This window comes from Variovorax sp. RKNM96, assembly GCF_017161115.1.
Taxonomy (GTDB): domain Bacteria; phylum Pseudomonadota; class Gammaproteobacteria; order Burkholderiales; family Burkholderiaceae_C; genus Variovorax.
In genome coordinates, this window is the sequence record NZ_CP046508.1 from 5,839,532 (window position 1) to 5,857,482 (window position 17,951).

At 66.5% G+C, this 17,951-nt stretch carries 17 protein-coding genes and 2 tRNA genes; 7 read left to right on the plus strand and 12 right to left on the minus strand.

Annotated features, from left to right (window positions below):
* Positions 1–13: 13 nt before the first annotated feature.
* Genes hemW through GNX71_RS27120 form a run of 5 tightly spaced genes read right to left on the minus strand, consistent with a single transcriptional unit; the run spans position 14 to position 4,639 of the window.
* Positions 14–1,276, minus strand: coding sequence for a radical SAM family heme chaperone HemW (gene hemW / locus GNX71_RS27100; protein ID WP_206175281.1), 1,263 nt, complete (start codon positions 1,274–1,276; stop codon positions 14–16).
* Between the two features lie 7 nt (positions 1,277–1,283).
* Entirely contained in the window at positions 1,284–1,883 is a 600-nt protein-coding gene (gene rdgB / locus GNX71_RS27105; RefSeq protein WP_206175282.1) for an RdgB/HAM1 family non-canonical purine NTP pyrophosphatase, read from the minus strand.
* Between the two features lie 57 nt (positions 1,884–1,940).
* On the minus strand, positions 1,941–2,681 hold the full coding sequence (rph, locus tag GNX71_RS27110) for a ribonuclease PH (protein ID WP_206175283.1): 741 nt from the start codon (positions 2,679–2,681) through the stop codon (positions 1,941–1,943).
* A gap of 40 nt (positions 2,682–2,721) precedes the next feature.
* Complete coding sequence (locus GNX71_RS27115; protein ID WP_206175284.1) at positions 2,722–3,627, minus strand: PP2C family serine/threonine-protein phosphatase; 906 nt, start codon at positions 3,625–3,627, stop codon at positions 2,722–2,724.
* Positions 3,628–3,631: 4 nt separating this feature from the next.
* Positions 3,632–4,639, minus strand: a complete 1,008-nt coding sequence (locus GNX71_RS27120) for a serine/threonine-protein kinase (protein WP_176659267.1) — start codon at positions 4,637–4,639, stop codon at positions 3,632–3,634.
* Positions 4,640–4,730: 91 nt separating this feature from the next.
* On the opposite strand from GNX71_RS27120, the gene GNX71_RS27125 reads away from it, so the two are divergent.
* The 4 genes from GNX71_RS27125 to GNX71_RS27140 all read left to right on the plus strand — a co-directional run bounded on the left by GNX71_RS27125 (position 4,731) and on the right by GNX71_RS27140 (position 8,873).
* Positions 4,731–5,654 carry a YicC/YloC family endoribonuclease gene (locus tag GNX71_RS27125; RefSeq protein WP_206175285.1) on the plus strand — a complete coding sequence of 308 codons (924 nt, stop codon included), beginning with the start codon at positions 4,731–4,733 and terminating at the stop codon, positions 5,652–5,654.
* 14 nt (positions 5,655–5,668) lie between these two features.
* Positions 5,669–6,289, plus strand: coding sequence for a guanylate kinase (gmk, locus tag GNX71_RS27130; RefSeq protein ID WP_013543329.1), 621 nt, complete (start codon positions 5,669–5,671; stop codon positions 6,287–6,289).
* Between the two features lie 31 nt (positions 6,290–6,320).
* The gene (rpoZ, locus tag GNX71_RS27135) at positions 6,321–6,524 is read left to right on the plus strand and encodes a DNA-directed RNA polymerase subunit omega (RefSeq protein ID WP_021009011.1); all 204 of its coding nucleotides are present in this window, start codon (positions 6,321–6,323) and stop codon (positions 6,522–6,524) included.
* A 93-nt stretch (positions 6,525–6,617) separates the two neighbouring features.
* A complete protein-coding gene (locus GNX71_RS27140) occupies positions 6,618–8,873 on the plus strand; it encodes a bifunctional (p)ppGpp synthetase/guanosine-3',5'-bis(diphosphate) 3'-pyrophosphohydrolase (RefSeq protein WP_206175286.1) in 2,256 nt (751 codons plus the stop codon).
* Positions 8,874–8,896: 23 nt separating this feature from the next.
* On the opposite strand, the gene greB is transcribed toward GNX71_RS27140, so the two are convergent.
* The 5 genes from greB to hrcA all read right to left on the minus strand — a co-directional run bounded on the left by greB (position 8,897) and on the right by hrcA (position 11,369).
* The gene (gene greB / locus GNX71_RS27145; RefSeq protein WP_206175287.1) at positions 8,897–9,475 is read right to left on the minus strand and encodes a transcription elongation factor GreB; all 579 of its coding nucleotides are present in this window, start codon (positions 9,473–9,475) and stop codon (positions 8,897–8,899) included.
* Positions 9,476–9,518: 43 nt separating this feature from the next.
* On the minus strand, positions 9,519–9,962 hold the full coding sequence (locus tag GNX71_RS27150; RefSeq protein WP_206175288.1) for a hypothetical protein: 444 nt from the start codon (positions 9,960–9,962) through the stop codon (positions 9,519–9,521).
* A 143-nt stretch (positions 9,963–10,105) separates the two neighbouring features.
* Positions 10,106–10,182, minus strand: a tRNA-Arg gene (locus GNX71_RS27155).
* Between the two features lie 71 nt (positions 10,183–10,253).
* Positions 10,254–10,330: transfer RNA gene (locus tag GNX71_RS27160), tRNA-Ile, on the minus strand.
* A 31-nt stretch (positions 10,331–10,361) separates the two neighbouring features.
* Positions 10,362–11,369 (minus strand): heat-inducible transcriptional repressor HrcA, encoded by a 1,008-nt coding sequence (gene hrcA, locus GNX71_RS27165; protein WP_042582769.1) that lies wholly within the window; start codon positions 11,367–11,369, stop codon positions 10,362–10,364.
* A gap of 31 nt (positions 11,370–11,400) precedes the next feature.
* On the opposite strand from hrcA, the gene GNX71_RS27170 reads away from it, so the two are divergent.
* From GNX71_RS27170 to rapZ, 3 genes are read left to right on the plus strand one after another with little or no spacing between them, the layout of a single operon-like run.
* Complete coding sequence (locus tag GNX71_RS27170; protein ID WP_206175289.1) at positions 11,401–12,312, plus strand: NAD kinase; 912 nt, start codon at positions 11,401–11,403, stop codon at positions 12,310–12,312.
* A 1-nt stretch (position 12,313) separates the two neighbouring features.
* The gene (gene recN, locus GNX71_RS27175; RefSeq protein WP_206175290.1) at positions 12,314–13,996 is read left to right on the plus strand and encodes a DNA repair protein RecN; all 1,683 of its coding nucleotides are present in this window, start codon (positions 12,314–12,316) and stop codon (positions 13,994–13,996) included.
* On the plus strand, positions 13,993–14,868 hold the full coding sequence (gene rapZ, locus GNX71_RS27180; protein ID WP_206175291.1) for an RNase adapter RapZ: 876 nt from the start codon (positions 13,993–13,995) through the stop codon (positions 14,866–14,868). The genes recN and rapZ overlap by 4 nt, the downstream gene beginning before the upstream one ends.
* 10 nt (positions 14,869–14,878) lie before the next feature.
* Here the strand turns inward: rapZ and mutY are convergent, their stop codons facing one another.
* Both mutY and GNX71_RS27190 read right to left on the minus strand, forming a co-directional pair.
* Positions 14,879–15,916, minus strand: coding sequence for an A/G-specific adenine glycosylase (mutY, locus tag GNX71_RS27185; protein ID WP_206175292.1), 1,038 nt, complete (start codon positions 15,914–15,916; stop codon positions 14,879–14,881).
* Positions 15,917–15,953: 37 nt separating this feature from the next.
* Positions 15,954–17,918 carry a dynamin family protein gene (locus GNX71_RS27190; protein WP_206175293.1) on the minus strand — a complete coding sequence of 655 codons (1,965 nt, stop codon included), beginning with the start codon at positions 17,916–17,918 and terminating at the stop codon, positions 15,954–15,956.
* Between the last annotated feature and the right edge of the window lie 33 nt (positions 17,919–17,951).

A 17,951-nucleotide genomic window follows, 5' to 3' on the forward strand; every position in this document is an offset into this window, starting at 1 on the left:
ACTCGGGGCTGCCTCAATCCCCGTCGGGCAAGAACAGCGTCTGCAGATCGCTCAGAAAGTCCAGCCCGCGCTCGGTCGGCCACACGCGGAACAGATCGCGCGCCACAAGCCCCTTGCGTTCTGCCTCTTCGAGCCCGCACTGGATCGACGTCATCGCGAGCCCCGTGCGTTCGCTGAACTGCGGCAGCGTGAACCCCGCCTTCAATCGCAGCGCATTGAGCATGAATTCGAACGGCAGATCCGCCAGCGACACCTCGTCGCTCTGCGACACGGCCGCGCCCGCGCGCGCGTTCTCCATGTACAGCCGCGGCTCGCGGTAGCGCACTTGCCGCACGATGCGGTGCGCAAAGCTCAGCTTGCTGTGCGCACCGGCGCCGATGCCGAGGTAGTCGCCGAACTGCCAATAGTTGAGGTTGTGCGCGCACTGATGACCATCGCGCGCATAGGCCGACACCTCGTAGCGCGACATGCCGCGCTCGCCGGTCCGCTCGGTGATGCGGTCGAGCATCGCGTAGGCGATGTCGTCTTCGGGCAGCGTCGGCGGAAACTTCGCGAACCAGGTGTTGGGCTCGATGGTGAGGTGATAGACCGAGATGTGCGGCGGCGCGAGCGCCAGCGCCTGCGACAGGTCAGCCTCGAGGTGTTCGAGCGTCTGGCCGGGCAGCGCGTACATCAGGTCGAGGTTGAAGGTGTCGAAGGCGCTCGAGGCCTCCTCCACCGCGGCGATGGCCTGTGCGCGGTCGTGCACGCGGCCGAGCGCGGTGAGGTGCTCGTCGTTGAAGCTCTGCACGCCGACCGACAGGCGCGTGACGCCCGCCGAGCGGTACGCGCGGAAGCGGTTGCGCTCGAAGGTGCCGGGGTTCGCCTCGAGCGTGATCTCGCAATCGGGCGCGAGCTTCAGGCGCGCGCGCACGTCGCCGAGCAGGCGATCGATGGCTTGCGGCGAGAACAGGCTGGGCGTGCCCCCGCCGATGAAGACGGTGTGGACGGTGCGGCCCCAGATCAGCGGCAGCGCGGCATCGAGGTCGGCCACGAGCGCATCGATGTACGTCGCCTCGGGAATGCCCTCCGCATCGGCCGCGCTCGTGGCGCGCCATTCGTGCGAGTTGAAGTCGCAGTACGGGCACTTGCGCAGGCACCACGGCAAATGGATGTAGAGCGACAGCGGCGGCAGCGCCGCGAGTTGCAGCGGACCGGGGCGCATCCAGTGCAGCACGTCGTTGGCCTGCGGCGCACCCGTGGGCTGCGCCGGCTGGATCGGGAAGACGGTGGCCATCTGCGGCCTAAAACCAGCGCTCGCGCATCAGCGCGAGCATCGCCTGCGCCGCGCGACCGCGGTGGCTGTTGGCGTTCTTGACCTCGGGCGTGAGCTGCGCAAAGGTCTTGCCGAAGGCGGGCAGGACCATCACCGGATCGAACCCGAAGCCGTTGTCGCCGATGGGCGCGGGCGCGATCTCGCCGACCACGCGGCCGACGGCGATGAGCGGCTCGGGGTCGTCATGGCTGCGCAGCGCGACCAGTGTGCTGACGAGCGCGGCGCGGCGGTTGACGACGCCATCGAGCTGTTCGAGCAGCGCCTTGACGTTGTTCGCATCGCCCTTGGCGTAGCCGAATTGCGTGGCGTAGTAAGCCGTGTCGACACCCGGCAGGCCGCCAAAGGCATCGACGCACAGGCCCGCGTCGTCGGCGATGGCCGGCAGGCCGGTGGCGGCGCTAGCGTGGCGCGCCTTGGTGAGCGCGTTTTCTACAAAGGTGCGGAAGGGTTCTTCAGCCTCGCCCACGCCGAGGGCCGATTGCGGCACCAGCGTGACGGACAACGCCGCGAACAGTTGCTGGAGTTCGGCGAGCTTGCCTGCGTTGTTGGAGGCCAGGACCAGTTTCATGGATCGATCAAAGTGGCTGTGACGCCCGGCTGGCGGACGTCAGTAGCTGTAAGGATTTCAGTTCGAGACGTTCGAGAGCAAGGCCTGCTTCTGCAGCGTCACGAGCTCGCCGATGCCCTTCTCGGCCAGGCCGAGCAGGAGGTTCATCTCTTCGCGCGTGAAGGCCACGCCTTCGGCCGTGCCCTGCACTTCGACGAAGTGGCCGGCGCCGGTCATGACGACGTTCATGTCGGTGTCGCAGCTCGAGTCTTCGGTGTATTCGAGGTCCAGCAGCGGCGTACCGCCGACGATGCCCACCGAGATGGCGGCCACGTGGCCCTTGATCGGCGAGGCGGCCAGGGTGCCTGCGGCGATCAGCTTGTTGACTGCGTCCTGCGCGGCGACGAAAGCGCCGGTGATGGCCGCGGTGCGGGTGCCGCCATCGGCCTGCAGCACGTCGCAGTCGAGGTGGATGGTGCGTTCGCCGAGCGCGGCAAGGTCGAACACGGCGCGCATCGAGCGGCCGATGAGGCGCTGGATTTCCTGCGTGCGGCCGGTCTGCTTGCCCTTGGCGGCCTCGCGGCTGCTGCGGGTGTGGGTGGCGCGCGGCAGCATGCCGTATTCGGCCGTCACCCAGCCTTCGCCGCTGCCCTTCTTGTGCGGGGGCACGCGCTCTTCGACCGAGGCGGTGCAGAGCACGCGGGTCTGGCCGAACTCGATGAGCACCGAGCCCTCGGCGTGAATGGTGAAGCCGCGGGTCATGCGCACGGGGCGCAGCTGGTCGGCGGCACGGCCGCCGCTTCGGGTGAAAGCAGTCATTGTTGGAAGCTCGAAAAGGAAAAAGGGAACGCGCGCCGACTCAGGTCTTGCGCGCGGCTGAACGGCGGATGGCTTCGTTGATCTCGGCGATGGAGCGCTCGATGGCGTCTTCATCCATGTCCTCGATCTCGCCGTCCGACGGCATGCCGGCCTGGATGGTGGAGGCGAACACGCCGTCGTCGATGGTTTCGGTGGAGATGCCGCGGTCTTCACCGGGCGTCTCGGACATCTCCCACTCGAGCGCGATAAGCGTCACGTTGTCGCTGTGGGCGCCGCCCTTGCGCAGCGCCATCTCGGCGAGGTCGGGGGCCGCATCGGACACCGGCTTGCCAGAAGAGAGCGTGTGGACGATGAGCGCATCGTCGAGCACGCCCCACACGCCGTCGGAGCACAGCATGATGCGGTCGCCGCGCTGCAGCTGCAGCGGGGGCGAGATGTCGAACAGCGGCGTGGTCGGCGAGCCGAGGCAGGTCAGCAGCAGGTTGCGGTTGACCGGCATGTCCGAACCGTGGGGCTTCGGGCGCTCGGCGTGCGAATGGTCGCGCGTGCGGGTCAGCAGGCGGCCGTCGCGCACGACGTACAGGCGCGAATCGCCACAGTGCATCCAGGTGGCGGTCGTGCCCTGAAGCAGCGCCGCGACGACGGTGGTGCGGGGCGTGTCGAGCATCGCCTTGTGGCTGGCGTACCGCATGATCTGCTGGTGCGCAGCCATGGCCGATTCGGCCAGGAAGCCTTTCACGTCCTTCACCGTCGGACGTGCCTCGCGCTGATAGAGCGCGGCGATGGTCTGCAGGGCCAGTTGGGCCGCCACTTCGCCTTCGGGGTGACCACCCATGCCGTCGGCCAGCACGAACAGGCCCGACTCCCGCGTGTAGCAATAGCCCATGCGGTCTTCGTTCTTGAGACGTCCGCCTTTGCGGCTGACCTGGAAGACAGAGAATTTCATGTCGTCATGCGGGGCGCGTGGTGGGGGCTGCAGCCCGGGGCAGACTCTTCTTGTCGAAGGAGCGGATGTTGTCGATCGACAGCCGCACCTTCTCGCCGACGGTGAGCTTCGTGTAGCGGCGCTCGCCTTCGCGGCTGAGCTCCTTCTGCAGCGCGAAGACCGACTGGGGTCGCGAGAGCGGATCGAGCGACATGCACCACTCGACCACCTCGATCAGGTTGTCGGAGTACACGCCGCGAAGGCGCGAGAGCGACAGGCTCAGGCGGTCTTTCTCGATGCGCTTGGGCGCATCGTTGGGCGGGTAGCCCTGCATGCAGGCGTAGATGCAGGCGCCGATGGCGTAGATGTCGGTCCAGGGACCCATCGACGAATCGCGGCGGTACATCTCGGGGGCGGCGAAGCCCGGGGTGTACATGGGGCGGATGAAGATGCCCTCTTTGCTCAGCACTTCGCGCGCGGCGCCGAAGTCGATCAGCACGGCGCGGTCGTCGTCGGTGACGAAGATGTTGGCCGGCTTGATGTCCAGGTGCAGCATCTTGTACTGGTGCACGATGCGAAGGCCGCGCAGGATCTCGTCGAAGAGCGATCGGATGGTCGATTCGCGGAAGACCTTCTGGCGCTTGAGGTCGCGCGCGGTAACCACGAAGTCCTGCAGGGTCGCGCCCTCCAGGTAGTTCATGACCATGTAGACGGTCTCGTTCTCGCGGAAGAAATTGAGCACGCTGACCACCGAGGCGTGCGAGATCTGCGCGAGGGAGCGGCCTTCCTCGAAGAAGCTCTTGAGCCCCAGCCGGTAAAGGGACAGTTTCTCGGGCGGCACCTGCGGATGCAGCTCGCCGGGCCCGCGGGTGGCCAGCGAAGAAGGCAGGTATTCCTTGATGGCCACCTGCTGTCCGCTGGGGTCGATGGCGAGATAGACAACGCCAAAACCACCCGCCGAAAGCCGGCGAACAACGCGGTAACCGCCAATGACCGTATCGGGCAACAGGGGCGAAGGCTTGACCTTTGACATAATCCGGGAGTTTCGCCCGAAGGCGATGGTGCGGCAAGCGAACGCTGTACCGACGCCTCGGTGCATGCAAGCAAAACCACAGTGAGGCGCAATGCCAGTTTACAGCATGACCGGCTACGCCAGCGGCCAGAACGGGTCCGCAGGCAGCCACTCCGAAGCCGAGGCACGGCCTTCCGCCGCAGGTCGGCTCGGGGTAGAAATCCGCTCGGTCAACAGCCGCTTTCTCGACCTCACCTTCAAGTTGCCGGAGGAGCTGCGCCAGCATGAGACGGCCCTGCGCGAGCTGCTCACGGGCAAGCTCAAGCGCGGCAAGGTCGAGGTGCGCGCGGCCATCGAGAACACCGCCCAGGCGGGTGTCGTCGAGCCTTCCGTCAAGCTGCTCCAGCGGCTCAACGGGGTGCAGGACGGCATCAAGGCCTGGCTGCCCGGGGCGCGCGAACTGAGCGTGGCCGACGTGATTCGCCTCGCCGGCGGCGACGGTGCCACCCGCGGCGACTGGGGCGCCGACCTGCTCGAGGTGGCCGGCAAGGCGCTCGAGGCGCTGATGTCGGCCCGCCAGCGCGAAGGCGCCCGGCTCGCCAAGATGCTCGAGGCGCACCTGGCCCAGCTGCGCACCCTGGTGCAGCAGGCCGGTCCGCTGGTGCCCCAGCTGGTCGAGCAGCAGCGCAACCGTTTCCTGGAGCGCTGGCAGGAAGCCATGGGCCTGACCGCAGGCACGGGCGGCACGCTGCCCGAAGCCGCCCAGGACCGCGCGCTGACCGAGGCCACCGCCTTTGCGATCCGCATCGACGTGGCGGAAGAGCTCACCCGGCTGAATTCGCACCTCGACGAGATCGAGCACCTCCTCAAGAAGGGCGGCGAGATCGGCAAGCGCCTGGACTTCCTGATCCAGGAACTGCATCGCGAAGCCAACACCCTGGGCTCCAAGTCGGCAGCCCTGGAACTCACGCGCATCGGCGTGGACATGAAGGTGCTGATCGAGCAGATGCGCGAACAGGTCCAGAACATCGAATGATGACGAGCGAAAGAATGGACTATCCCGGCAACATCTTCGTGGTCGCCGCCCCCAGCGGGGCCGGCAAATCGAGCCTGGTCAAGGCGCTCATGGAACTCGACTCGGCGGTCCAGCCGTCGGTGTCGCACACCACGCGGCCACCGCGCGGGCAGGAAAAGCATGGGCGGGAATACTTCTTTGCCTCGCCCCCCGAATTCGACGCGCTGATTGCGGCCGACGGCTTCGTGGAATGGGCCCATGTGCACGGCCACCGGTACGGCACCTCCAAAAAGGCCATCGAGGAGCGGATCGCTCAAGGCGCCGACGTGATTCTTGAGATCGACTTCCAGGGCGCACTCCAGATCCGCAAGACCTTCGCCAACGCGGTGATGATCTTCATCCTGCCCCCCAGCTGGGAAGAACTGCGCTCCCGCCTCGAGCGGCGCGGCGAAGACAGTGCCTCGGTCATCGAATTGCGGCTGAAAAACGCCGCAGAAGAGATGGCCCGGGCCGGGGAATTCGACTTCGTTATAATCAACGAGTTATTTGAGCGGGCGCTTTTTGATCTCAAGGCGATTGTCCACGCTCAGCGGCTTCGGTATTCCGCACAGCGCCGTGCACGTGCCGACACCTTTGCCGCACTGAACATCCCCTGATCTCCTGCTCACCGACCGAAAGATACTCATCATGGCCCGCATCACCGTCGAAGACTGTCTGCTTCAGATCCCCAACCGCTTCCAGCTCGTGCTGGCCGCCACGTACCGTGCGCGCATGCTGAGCCAGGGCCACGCGCCCAAGATCGAGAGCAAGAACAAGCCCGCCGTCACGGCCCTGCGCGAAATCGCCGAAGGCAAGATCGGCATCGAAATGCTCAAGAAGGTGCCGGGCTGATCTGACGCAGCCCTGCAACGAAAAGGCACCGCAAAGCGGTGCTTTTTTTATGTCCGGACGCGTCCATGGAACGGTCACGCTAAAGTGGTAGCCATGAGCGCGGTTGCCAAACATCAGTCCCAAGCCCCTACGGGCGTGCCGAAGCCGAGCCCGGCGGCACTGAATGCGGCTGCCGCAAGCTTCGCTGCATTGACGGCGCGCCTCGACTACCTGGGCTCCGAAGACACCGAGCTGGTACGCCGCGCCTACCGCTTTGCCGACGAGGCCCACCTGGGCCAGCTGCGCAACAGCGGCGAGCCGTACATCACCCACCCCATCGCCGTGGCGGCGCAATGCGCCGAATGGAAGCTCGATGCCCAGGCGCTGATGGCGGCGCTGCTGCACGACGCCATCGAAGACTGTGGCGTGACCAAGCCCGAGCTCATCGAGCGCTTCGGCGCCCCGGTTGCCGAACTGGTCGACGGGCTCACCAAGCTCGACAAGCTGCAGTTCAACACGCGCGAAGAAAACCAGGCCGAATCGTTCCGCAAGATGCTGCTGGCCATGGCGCGCGATGTGCGCGTCATCCTGGTCAAGCTGGCCGACCGGACGCACAACATGCGCACGCTGGCCGATGCGCCGCGCGAAAAATGGGCCCGAATCTCGCGCGAGACGCTCGAGATCTACGCGCCCATCGCGCACCGCCTTGGCCTGAACCAGACCTACCGCGAGCTGCAGGAACTGTCGTTCCGGCACCTCAAGCCCTGGCGCTATGCCACGCTGTCCAAGGCAGTGGCCAAGGCGCGCGGACGACGTCGCGATCTAATCCAGAAGGTGCAAAAAGAAGTCGAGACCGCCTTCTCGGCCGCCGGCATGACGCTGCGAATCGCGGGGCGCGAGAAAACGCTCTATTCCATCTACCGCAAGATGGAAGAAAAGCACCTGAGCTTCGCCCAGGTGACCGACATCTACGGCTTCCGCCTGATCGTGCCGAACGTCATCGCCTGCTACACCGGCCTTGGCATCCTTCACCAGATGTACAAGCCGCTGCCCGGCAAGTTCAAGGACCACATCGCGATCGCCAAGCTCAACGGCTACCAGTCGCTGCACACCACACTGGTGGGGCCGGCCGGCGTGAGCGTCGAGTTCCAGCTGCGCACCGAGGCGATGCACGTGGTCGCGGAATCCGGCGTGGCGGCGCACTGGCTCTACAAGGCGGCCGAGCCGAACGGGGCAAGCAATGATCGGCTGGGCACCAAGTGGCTGCAGTCGCTGCTCGACATCCAGGACGAGACGCGCGACGCCGCCGAGTTCTGGGACCACGTCAAGGTCGACCTGTTCCCCGACGCGGTTTACGTCTTCACGCCCAAGAGCCAGATCATGGCGTTGCCGCGCGGCGCTACGGTGGTCGACTTCGCCTACGCCATCCACAGCAACATCGGCGACCACACCTCGGCCGCGCGCATCAACGGCGACCAGGTGCCGCTGCGCACCGAGCTCAAGAACGGCGACGTGGTCGAGGTGATCACCGCACCGGTGTCGACGCCCAACCCCGCCTGGCTCGGCTTCGTTCGAACCGGCCGGGCGCGCTCCAAGATTCGCCACTACCTGAAGACGTTGGCGCATGCCGAATCCGAAGGCCTCGGCGAAAAGCTCCTTGCGCAGGCGCTGCGCGCCGAAGGCCTCGGCAAGCTGCCCGAAGACGACGACGAGCACCAGGCCCTGTGGGAAAAGCTGTTGCGCTTCACCGGCAACCGCACCCGCTCCGAATTGCTGACCGACATCGGCCTGGGCAAGCGCATCGCGAGCATCGTCGCCAAGCGGCTCATGGCACTGCTCGCCGAGCTGGGCGAACGACCCGATGCATTGCTGCTGAGTCGCGAGCGCTTCATCCCGCACGAAGCCGTGTCCCAGGGCGCGGTCACGCTCGATGGCAGCGAAAACTCGTCGGTGCGATTTGCGCTGTGCTGCCGCCCCATTCCGGGCGACCAGATCGTCGGCTACCTCGGGCATGGCGAAGGCCTGGTGGTGCACACCGAGGACTGCGGCGTCGGCCAGCGGCTGCGCCACAAGGACAGCGAGCGGTTCTTCGCGGTCGAATGGGCGGACGAGCCCACACGCGCCTTCGAGACCGGCGTCGTGATCACCGTGCGCAACGACAAGGGTGTGCTGGCACGCGTGGCCGCCACGCTGGCGGACGCGGAAGCCGACATCACGCACGTGGAAATGGCCGACGAGACCCCGCAGGATTCGACCGACCTGCGCTTCGTGATCGCAGTGCGCGATCGGGCGCATCTCGACGCCGTGCTGCGCGCCGCACGGCGGACCGCGTCGGTGCTCACCGCGGCGCGGACGGTTCCGGCGCCCTGAAGAAGAACAGGCTGCGCGGCGCGTCAGTCTGCTGCCGGACGCGGCGCCGGGTAGCTCACCGACAGGATTTCCACTTCGTGCGCCCCGCCCGGCGTCACCAGCTTCACCACATCGCCCTCGCGTGACTTGAGCAAGGCCCGCGCGATCGGAGAGATCCAGCTGACTTGCGACTGGGCGCTGTCCGCTTCGTCGATGCCGAGAATCGTGATGGTGCGCTCGTCGCCGCTCGTCTCATCGACATAGCGAACCTTGGCACCGAAGAAGATCTGATCGCTGCCGTGGTGCACCGACGGATCTGTGACTTCCGCGATCTCGAGGCGCTTGGTGAGAAAGCGAATGCGCCGGTCGATCTCGCGCAGGCGCTTCTTGCCGTAGAGATAGTCGCCATTTTCCGAGCGGTCGCCATTCTTGGCGGCCCAGTGCACGGCCTCGACGACCTTCGGGCGCTCCTCGTCCATCAGCTGGAGCAGCTCGTCGCGCAACCGTGCGTAGCCCGACGGCGTGATGTAGTTCTTGCTGCCGGTCGGCAGCGCAGGTGCAGCGCCGTCGGCGCCGTCGTCATCCGCGTCGTTGTCGGTTTCCTTGGTGAATGCCTTGTTCAACGAAGAACCTCTTGAATAGGAAATGCGGGAGGCCCGTGTGACATCAGCCCAGGTCCGAGCGCTTGCAGTCGAAGGTCATGTTCGCCTCGACACTTCTCAAGGCGGGCACCTTGTTGACGAAGACGATCCCCACTCTGGCCAGTTGCCACTCTCCGGCCTTGAACAGCTTGAAAAGGTGCGTGACCTCGTCTCCAGCAGCGGGAATCGCGTTGAAGAGATAGATGGGCTCACCGGACGATGTGCCGTCCATGCTCACCAGCTCGGCGCGCATCTTGCCCATGGTTTCCGTGTCCTTCGTCCTGGAGCGCACGATGTCCATGTTGACGGTGCGCGAGTGCTCGTCGATCGAGATCCTGCGGATCCAGTTGAATGAGCCGGCCGCGCCGCCTGGGCTCGGCACACAGGCAATGGTTCCAGCGAATGCCGATCCCGCCGCAGAGAGCAGCAACAGCAGTTGGAACGCGCGTCGCGCTGTTCGAATGTTCATGGTCGCCCTGCTTCGTTGACTTGAACGGACTTTAGCGCCCAGGCGCCAGGGCAGCAGTCGCCGTCCCTTGAGCGCTGGCTTCCGATTCACGACACCCAAAAGAAAATGGCCTAGAAGGTAAACCTTCTAGGCCATCAAGAGAGTGGTGCGGCTGGCAGGAATTGAACCCACGACCCCTTGGTTCGTAGCCAAGTACTCTATCCAACTGAGCTACAGCCGCACAGCTTGCAATTATAGCATGCGTTTTTTGACCTTCTGGACTTGCACGATCGAAAGTTGAAAATGCAGCGTTGGTAGGCCGTGATGGGCTTGAACCATCGACCAACGGATTATGAGTCCGCTGCTCTAACCAACTGAGCTAACGGCCCACTGGGCCACGATTCTATTCGCCGCCGCAGCCTACTTGCGGTGGCTCAGCGCATTGCTAACCAGCCGCGACGTGATGTCGACGATCTGGATCATGCGCTCGTAGGGCATGCGCGTCGGCCCGATCACTCCCAGCGTGCCCACCACCTGCCCATCGACTTCGTAGTTGGCGCTGACGATGGAGAGCTCCTCGAACGGCACCACCTGGCTCTCGCCGCCGATGAAGATGCGCACGCCCTCGGCCTTGCTCGAGACGTCGAGCAGGCGCATCAACTGCGCCTTCTGCTCGAAGAGTTCGAAGGCACGGCGCAACTGACCCATGTCGCTAGAGAAATCGGTCACCGCGAGCAGGTTTCGCTCGCCGGAGATCACGACATCGTCTTCCTGCGCTTCGGTCAGCACTTCCGAACTCACCTGAACCGCCGCCTGCATCAGCGCGGCAATTTCGCCGCGCAGCTTCTCGACCTCGGACTGGAGCCGATCGCGCACCTGCTCGATCGTCAGGCCCGCATAGTTGGCATTGATGTAGTTGGAGGCCTCGACCAGTTGCGATTGCGAGTAGTCGGCCTCCGGAAAGATCACCCGGTTCTGCACGTCGCCATCGGGCGAGACGATGATCACCAGCAACCGGTTCTCGGACAACCGCAGGAACTCGATCTGCTTGAACACCGACGCGCGGCGCGGCGCCATCACCACGCCGACGAACTGCGAGAGGTTCGACAGGATGTTCGCCGCGTTGGCGATCACCTTCTGCGGCTGGTCGGGCGCCAGGCTCGGCGTACTCATCTGCTCGCGCTGCGCGGTCAGCATGGTGTCGACGAACAGGCGGTAGCCGCGATGGGTCGGGATACGCCCGGCCGAGGTGTGCGGGCTGGCAATCAGCCCCAGCGCCTCGAGGTCAGACATGACGTTGCGGATGGTCGCCGGCGACAGATCCAGGCCCGAAGAGCGCGACAACGTGCGTGACCCGACGGGCTGCCCGTCGGCGATGTAGCGCTCGACGAGCGTCTTGAGCAGCAACTTGGCACGGTCGTCCAGCATTGCAAGATTTTAGTGTTGTAATTTGTGAGATATGACCTCTCGCTTCCGTCACGTCGCCCTGATCGGCAAATACCAGGCTTCCGGCGCCCGAGCGCAGGCCGATGCGCGCGACGGCGTCATGGAGACCATCGGCACCTTTCTGGAATCGCAGGGCTGCAAGGTCTTCGTCGAGCGCTCGACCTGCGAAGAGGAAGACGCCGATGCCCCTGCGCACGCACGCTACGAAGCCCTGTCGGTCGAGGAAATCGGCCAGCGCTGCGACCTCGGCCTGGTGGTCGGCGGCGACGGCACCATGCTCGGCATCGGCCGGCAGCTCGCCAGCTACGGCATCCCGCTGATCGGCATCAACCGCGGACGGCTCGGCTTCATCACAGACATTCCGCTCGACAACTTCCAGGCCACGCTTGTGCCGATGCTGGCCGGCGAATACGAGGAAGACCACCGCAGCCTGATGCACGCGCAGGTCATGCGCGACGGCGTCTCGGTGTTCGACGCACTCGCCATGAACGACGTGGTGGTCAATCGCGGCGCGACCTCCGGCATGGTCGAGCTGCGCGTGTCGGTGGGCCGCCATTTCGTGGCCAACCAGCGCGCCGACGGCCTGATCATCGCCACGCCCACCGGCTCGACCGCCTATGCGCTGTCGGCCGGCGGGCCTTTGCTTCACCCGGCGGTGCCCGGATGGGTGCTGGTGCCGATCGCACCGCACACGCTCTCGAACCGCCCGGTGCTGCTGCCCGATGCCGACGAGATCGTGATCGAGCTGGTCGGCGGGCGCGACGCCAGCGCCAATTTCGACATGCAGTCACTGGCCTCGCTCGCGATCGGCGATCGCGTGGTGGTGCGCCGCTCCGATTTCCGGGTGCGCTTTTTGCATCCGAGGGGCTGGAGCTATTTCGACACGCTGCGCAAGAAACTTCATTGGAACGAAGGGGGCTCCTGACATGGCGCTGCGACGCATCGCACTGCGCGACTTCGTGATCGTGCGATCACTCGAACTCGACCTGTCCGGCGGCTTCACGGTATTGACCGGTGAAACCGGCGCGGGCAAATCCATATTGATCGACGCGCTGCAACTGGCGCTGGGCAATCGCGCCGACGCGGGCGCCGTGCGCGAAGGCGCCGAGCGCCTGGACGTGAGCGCCGAATTCGACGCCGACCCTGCCTTGGGCGGCTGGCTCGACGAAGGCGGCTTCGAAGCCGGCGACGCGCTGCTGCTGCGCCGCACCGTCGACCTGCAGGGCCGCAGCCGCGGCTGGATCAACGGCAGCCCGGCCACCGCCACGCAACTGCGCGAGCTCGGCGACCGCCTGCTCGACATCCACGGCCAGCACGCCTGGCAGAGCCTCACGCGGCCCGAGGCCGTGCGCGGCCTGCTCGACGCCTACGCGGGCGTGCGCACCGATGCGCTCGACGCCGCCTGGCAAGGCTGGCGCCAGGCCCTCTCCGCACTCGAACACGCGCGCTCGGCGCAAGACTCGCTGCAGCGCGAACGCGAGCGGCTGCAGTGGCAGATCTCCGAGGTCGCCAAGCTTGCGCCCGGTGCCGACGAGTGGGAAGAGCTCTCGACCAACCACTCGCGCATCTCCAACGCTCAGGCGCTGATAGACGCGGCGCAGGGCGCGAGCCAGGCGCTCGAAGACGACGACAACGGCGCGCTTTCCGCGCTCACGCGTGCGGCCACGCTGCTGCAGAACTGCGAGCACATCGAGCCCGAATTCCGCGCGCTGGGCGAGGTGCTGGCCTCCTGCGTGGCGCAGGCCTCGGACGCCGCCCACACCCTGCACGGCTACCTGCGCAACGCCGAAGCCGATCCGCAAAGCCTGGCCGAGCTGGACGAACGCATGGGCCTCTGGATGTCGCTCGCGCGCCGCTACAAGCGCACGCCCAGCGAGCTGCCCGCGCTGCTGGCCGGCTGGCAAGCCGAGCTGCAGGCACTCGATGCGCAAAGCGATCTCGAAAGCCTGGAGCGCGCCGAGCAGAACGCCCAGCAGGCCTACCTCAAAGAAGCCAAGTCGCTCGGCAAGGCCCGCAAGCAGGCAGCCCCGCGCCTGGCCCAGGCCGTCACGCAGGCCATGCAGGGTCTCGGCATGCAGGGCGGGCGCTTCGAGGTCGAACTGCAGCCGCTGGCGCAGCCCAGCCGCGCAGGCCTGGAAGACATCACCTTCCTCGTGGCCGGCCACACCGGCAGCACGCCGCGCGCGATCGGCAAGGTCGCCTCGGGCGGCGAGCTCTCGCGCATCGCGCTGGCCATCGCCGTGACGACCAGCCAGCTCGGCGCCGCCCAGACGCTGATCTTCGACGAGGTCGATGCCGGCGTCGGCGGCGCGGTCGCCGAGACCGTCGGCCGCCTGATGAAGCAGCTCGGCCGCGATCGCCAGGTGCTGGCCGTGACCCACCTGCCGCAGGTGGCTGCCTGCGCCGACCATCACCTCGTCGTGGCCAAGCGCCAGACGGCGGGCGCCGGCAAGGATGGCCCGCGCACCGAGAGCGGCGTGTCGCTGCTCGACGACGACAACCGCGCCAACGAGATCGCCCGCATGCTTGGCGGCGAGAAGGTTTCGCAGACCTCGCTCGCGCATGCCCGCGAGATGCTCGGCCACAAGACCTCGGCGGCCACGTCATGAACCTCGACCTGGTGCTCATCACCGGCATGTCGGGCTCGGGCAAGTCCGTGGCGCTGCATGCGCTGGAAGACGCCGGCTACTACTGCGTCGACAACCTGCCGCCCGAGCTGCTGACCTCGTTCATCGCGTTGCAGTACGAGCAGCAGGCCACGCGCGTGGCCATCGCGATGGACGTGCGCAGCGGCGTGTCGCTGCCGATCGTTCCGCAGCAGCTCGAAGCGCTGCGCCATGACGGCGTGTCGTTGCGCTCGCTGTTCCTCGATGCGACCACCGACGCACTGCTGCGCCGCTACTCGGAGACCCGACGTCGCCATCCGCTCTCGCGCCAGGAAGGCCGCACCGACGTGCCTGAACAGCACCGCGTGCTGGTGCAGGCCATCGAGCTCGAGCGCGAGCTGCTGGCCGACCTGCGCGATGGCGCCGACGTGATCGACACCAGCCTCATCCGCCCCGCCCAGCTGCAGAGCTACATCAAGGCGCTGATCTCCGCACCGCAGAGCGCGCTCACGCTGGTGTTCGAGTCATTCGCCTTCAAGCGCGGTGTGCCGCTCGATGCGGACTACGTGTTCGACGTGCGCATGCTGCCCAACCCGCACTACGTGCCCGCGCTGCGCACGCTCACGGGCCGCGACACGCCGGTGATCGAGTGGCTGCGCGAGCATGAAGACGTGGCGCGCATGTACGACGACATCGAGCAGTTCCTTTCGCACTGGCTCGACGCGCTGGCGCGCGACCATCGCAGCTACGTCACGGTGGGCATCGGCTGCACGGGCGGGCAGCATCGCTCGGTGTTTCTGGTCGAGCAGCTGGCGCACACCTTCGGCGCGCGCTGGGGTGCGCTCAAGCGGCACCGCGAGCTGGACGCCAGCTGAGCCAATCCAATCAGGCGGCGCTGCTGTTCTCCAGCAGCTTGCGCACCGGCGCGGGCAGTCCCAGCCGGGTCCATTCTTCCGCTTCGACCCAGCGCGCAACGTCGCCCTGCGGTTGCACGCCTTCCAGCAGCACAGGGTGCAGGTGCAGGTCCTTGTGGGTCAGCACGTGCATGAACGGCGGGAGGTCGTGCGCGCCGCGCCGTGCAGCCGATGGCAGCGCAGCGAGCAGGTCGTCGCGGCTGTCGAATACCGGCAGGCAATGCAGCCCCGCCCAGATGCCCTTGGCCAGACGTTTCTCCAGCCAGATGCGGCCCGTTGCATCGCGCGCCAGCAGCACCCAGAGCGACTGCGCACTGCGCTTGAGCTTGCGGGTCTTGACGGGGTAGCGTTCCGGCGCTCCTTCGCGCAGACTCACGCAGGTCTTGTCGACCGGGCAGATCATGCAGCTGGGCTTGCGCGGCAGGCAGACGGTGGCACCGAGGTCCATCACCCCCTGCGTGTAGCTCGCGATCGCTTCGCGCTCCTCGGCGGGAGGAAGCAGTTGCGTCGCCCGGTCCCACAGCGCACGCTCCTGCGCGGACGAAGACATGTCGCCGCCGAAACCGAGCACGCGCGTCAGCACGCGCTTCACATTGCCGTCGAGGATCGCCACGCGCTCGCCGAAGCAGAACGCCGCGATCGCCGCGGCGGTGGAACGGCCGATGCCCGGCAGGGTCACAAGCTCCGCTGCGGTATGCGGAAATTCGCCGCCGAATCGCTCGACGACTTCCTGCGCGCAGCGGTGCATGTTGCGCGCGCGGCTGTAGTAGCCGAGGCCGCTCCAGAGCCCGAACACCTCGTCCTCGGTGCCTGCGGCCAGCGCCTTCACATCGGGAAAGCGTTCGAGAAAACGCGCGAAGTAGCCGAGCACCGTCGACACCTGTGTCTGCTGGAGCATCACCTCCGACAGCCACACGCGGTACGGATCGCGCGTGTTCTGCCACGGCAGCTCGCTGCGCCCGTGGCTGCGCTGCCAGCTCACGATCTGTGCGGCGAAATCCGGCGGCATCTGCTGCGAACCGGGTGCCGCCGCGGAAGCGGAACGCTCAGGCCGCACGCAACTCGCTGACGGCGGCAACCGCGGCTTGCGGCTTGCCTTGCTGCGTGATCAGCGAGGTGAACTCGCGCAGGCGGGCGTGCAGTTCGGCCAGGTTGGTCTCCTGCGCAGCCAGTTCCAGCAACCGCTCGTCGAGATTCCCCGCCGCGTTCTGGATGCGTTCGATCGCCTCGATGCGCTTGCTGAAATTGCGGCGACGCTCCTTGAGCTGCGCATCGATCTGCGCGCTCGCGCCCTTGCTCCAGCGCTCGACCTCGGTCATCGCGGCCTCGTTGACCAGGCGCAGGCGGCTGGCCAGCGCGCGAACCAGCTTGTCGCAGAAATCGGCCTGCGCAAGCTTCAGCAGGTTGCCGACGCCCAGGTAGTGGATGTGGCTGCGCTCGATCTGGCTGAGTTCCTGCTCGAAGCCCGTGAGATCGGGCTCCGCCGGCGCCTGCAGGGTGAAGCCCTGCTCGGCATTGAGCTGACGGAAGGTGGCGTGCAGCATCGACTGGATCTCGGCCGTCGTCGCCTGCACTTCACGCAGGTTGTTGCGCAGCGAATCGAAGGTCTCGCCGTACACCTTGCGCACATTGAGCTTGATGCCGGGGCGCTTGAGCGCAGCCGACAGCCGCACCATGTCGGCCTTGAGCGCGGTGCGGCCCAGCACGGCGTACACCTCGCGCAGCAGCTTGCCCTGCACCGAGCGCAACGCCAGGATGCGGGTGTTGCTGCCCTCGAACTCGGCGTGCTCCTGGTCGATGCGCGAGCGCATGTGGCGAATCACCGAGACGTTCTTGCCGCGCAGCCCCTGCAGTTCGAGTGCCTGCTCCGACAGGTCGCGCTGGCGCACCTTCAGGATGCGTTCGGCTTCAGTCCGCAACGCGGTCATGCCGGCGTCGACGGCCAGGCGCAGCATGGTCTCGCGCTTGCCGAGCACGCCTTCGCCCAGCAGGGCTTCGAGCGCGGGCAGGCGGCTGGCTTCGAGCAGGCGCGGGTCGTGCTGGATCTTGGCCTGCAGGCCCTTCTGCGCGGACACCGGCAGCACCTGCGCGAGCGGCACCTCAAGCAGCCGGGCCGCGCTGTCGCGCTGGCGCTCGATCTGCATCTCGATCTGCGCGTGGGTGCTCAGCGAGTCCCACATCGTGTCGATCTTGTTGAGTACGACGAAGCGCGTGTCGCCGCCTTCGTCCTCGGTGATCAGGTGCTCGCGCCAGATCGAGAGGTCGGAACGCGTCACGCCGGTTTCGGCGCCCAGAATGAAGACCACGGCGTGCGCCTGCGGGATCAGGCTCACCGTCAGTTCAGGCTCGGCGCCGATCGCGTTCAGGCCCGGGGTGTCGAGAATGACCAGCCCCTGCTCCAGCAAGGGGTGCGGCATATTGAGCACGGCGTGGCGCCAGCGCGGGATTTCGACGCGGCCTTCGGCGTCCTGCACGGGGTTGTCGTCGGGCGTCTCGGGGTTCCAGAAGCCCAGCGCGCGCGCCTCGTCCTTGCTTACCCAGCGGACTTCGGCCACCTTGCCCATGGCCTGGGCCAGTTGCTCGGCGTTGCCGACCTCGATCGGAATCTCGGTCCAACGGGTCGACTTTTCGCGCCAGTGGGTCAGCGAATGCGGCTCCAGGCGGGTTTCGATCGGCAACAGCCGCAGCTTGGGCGCGATGGCGGGGTCGTAGCCCAGCTCGGTCGGACACATCGTGGTCCGCCCCGCGCTCGCGGGCATGATGCGGCGCCCGTAGTCGGCAAAGAAGATCGCATTGATCAGCTCCGACTTGCCGCGTGAGAACTCGGCCACGAATGCGACCATCACCTTGCTGGTGCGGATCTGCAGTTCGAGGCCCCGCAGGCGCTCGGCCACGGCCTGGTCGAGCAGCTCGTTCTCGGTCAGCCAGCGGGACAGCCACTGCAGCCGATGGGCGAAATTGCTCCGCCACGCACCGTGCTGATCGAGTTGTTGGTTGAAAGAGCGGCTCAAGGGAAATATGTAAGAAAGAGCTTACAAATATAG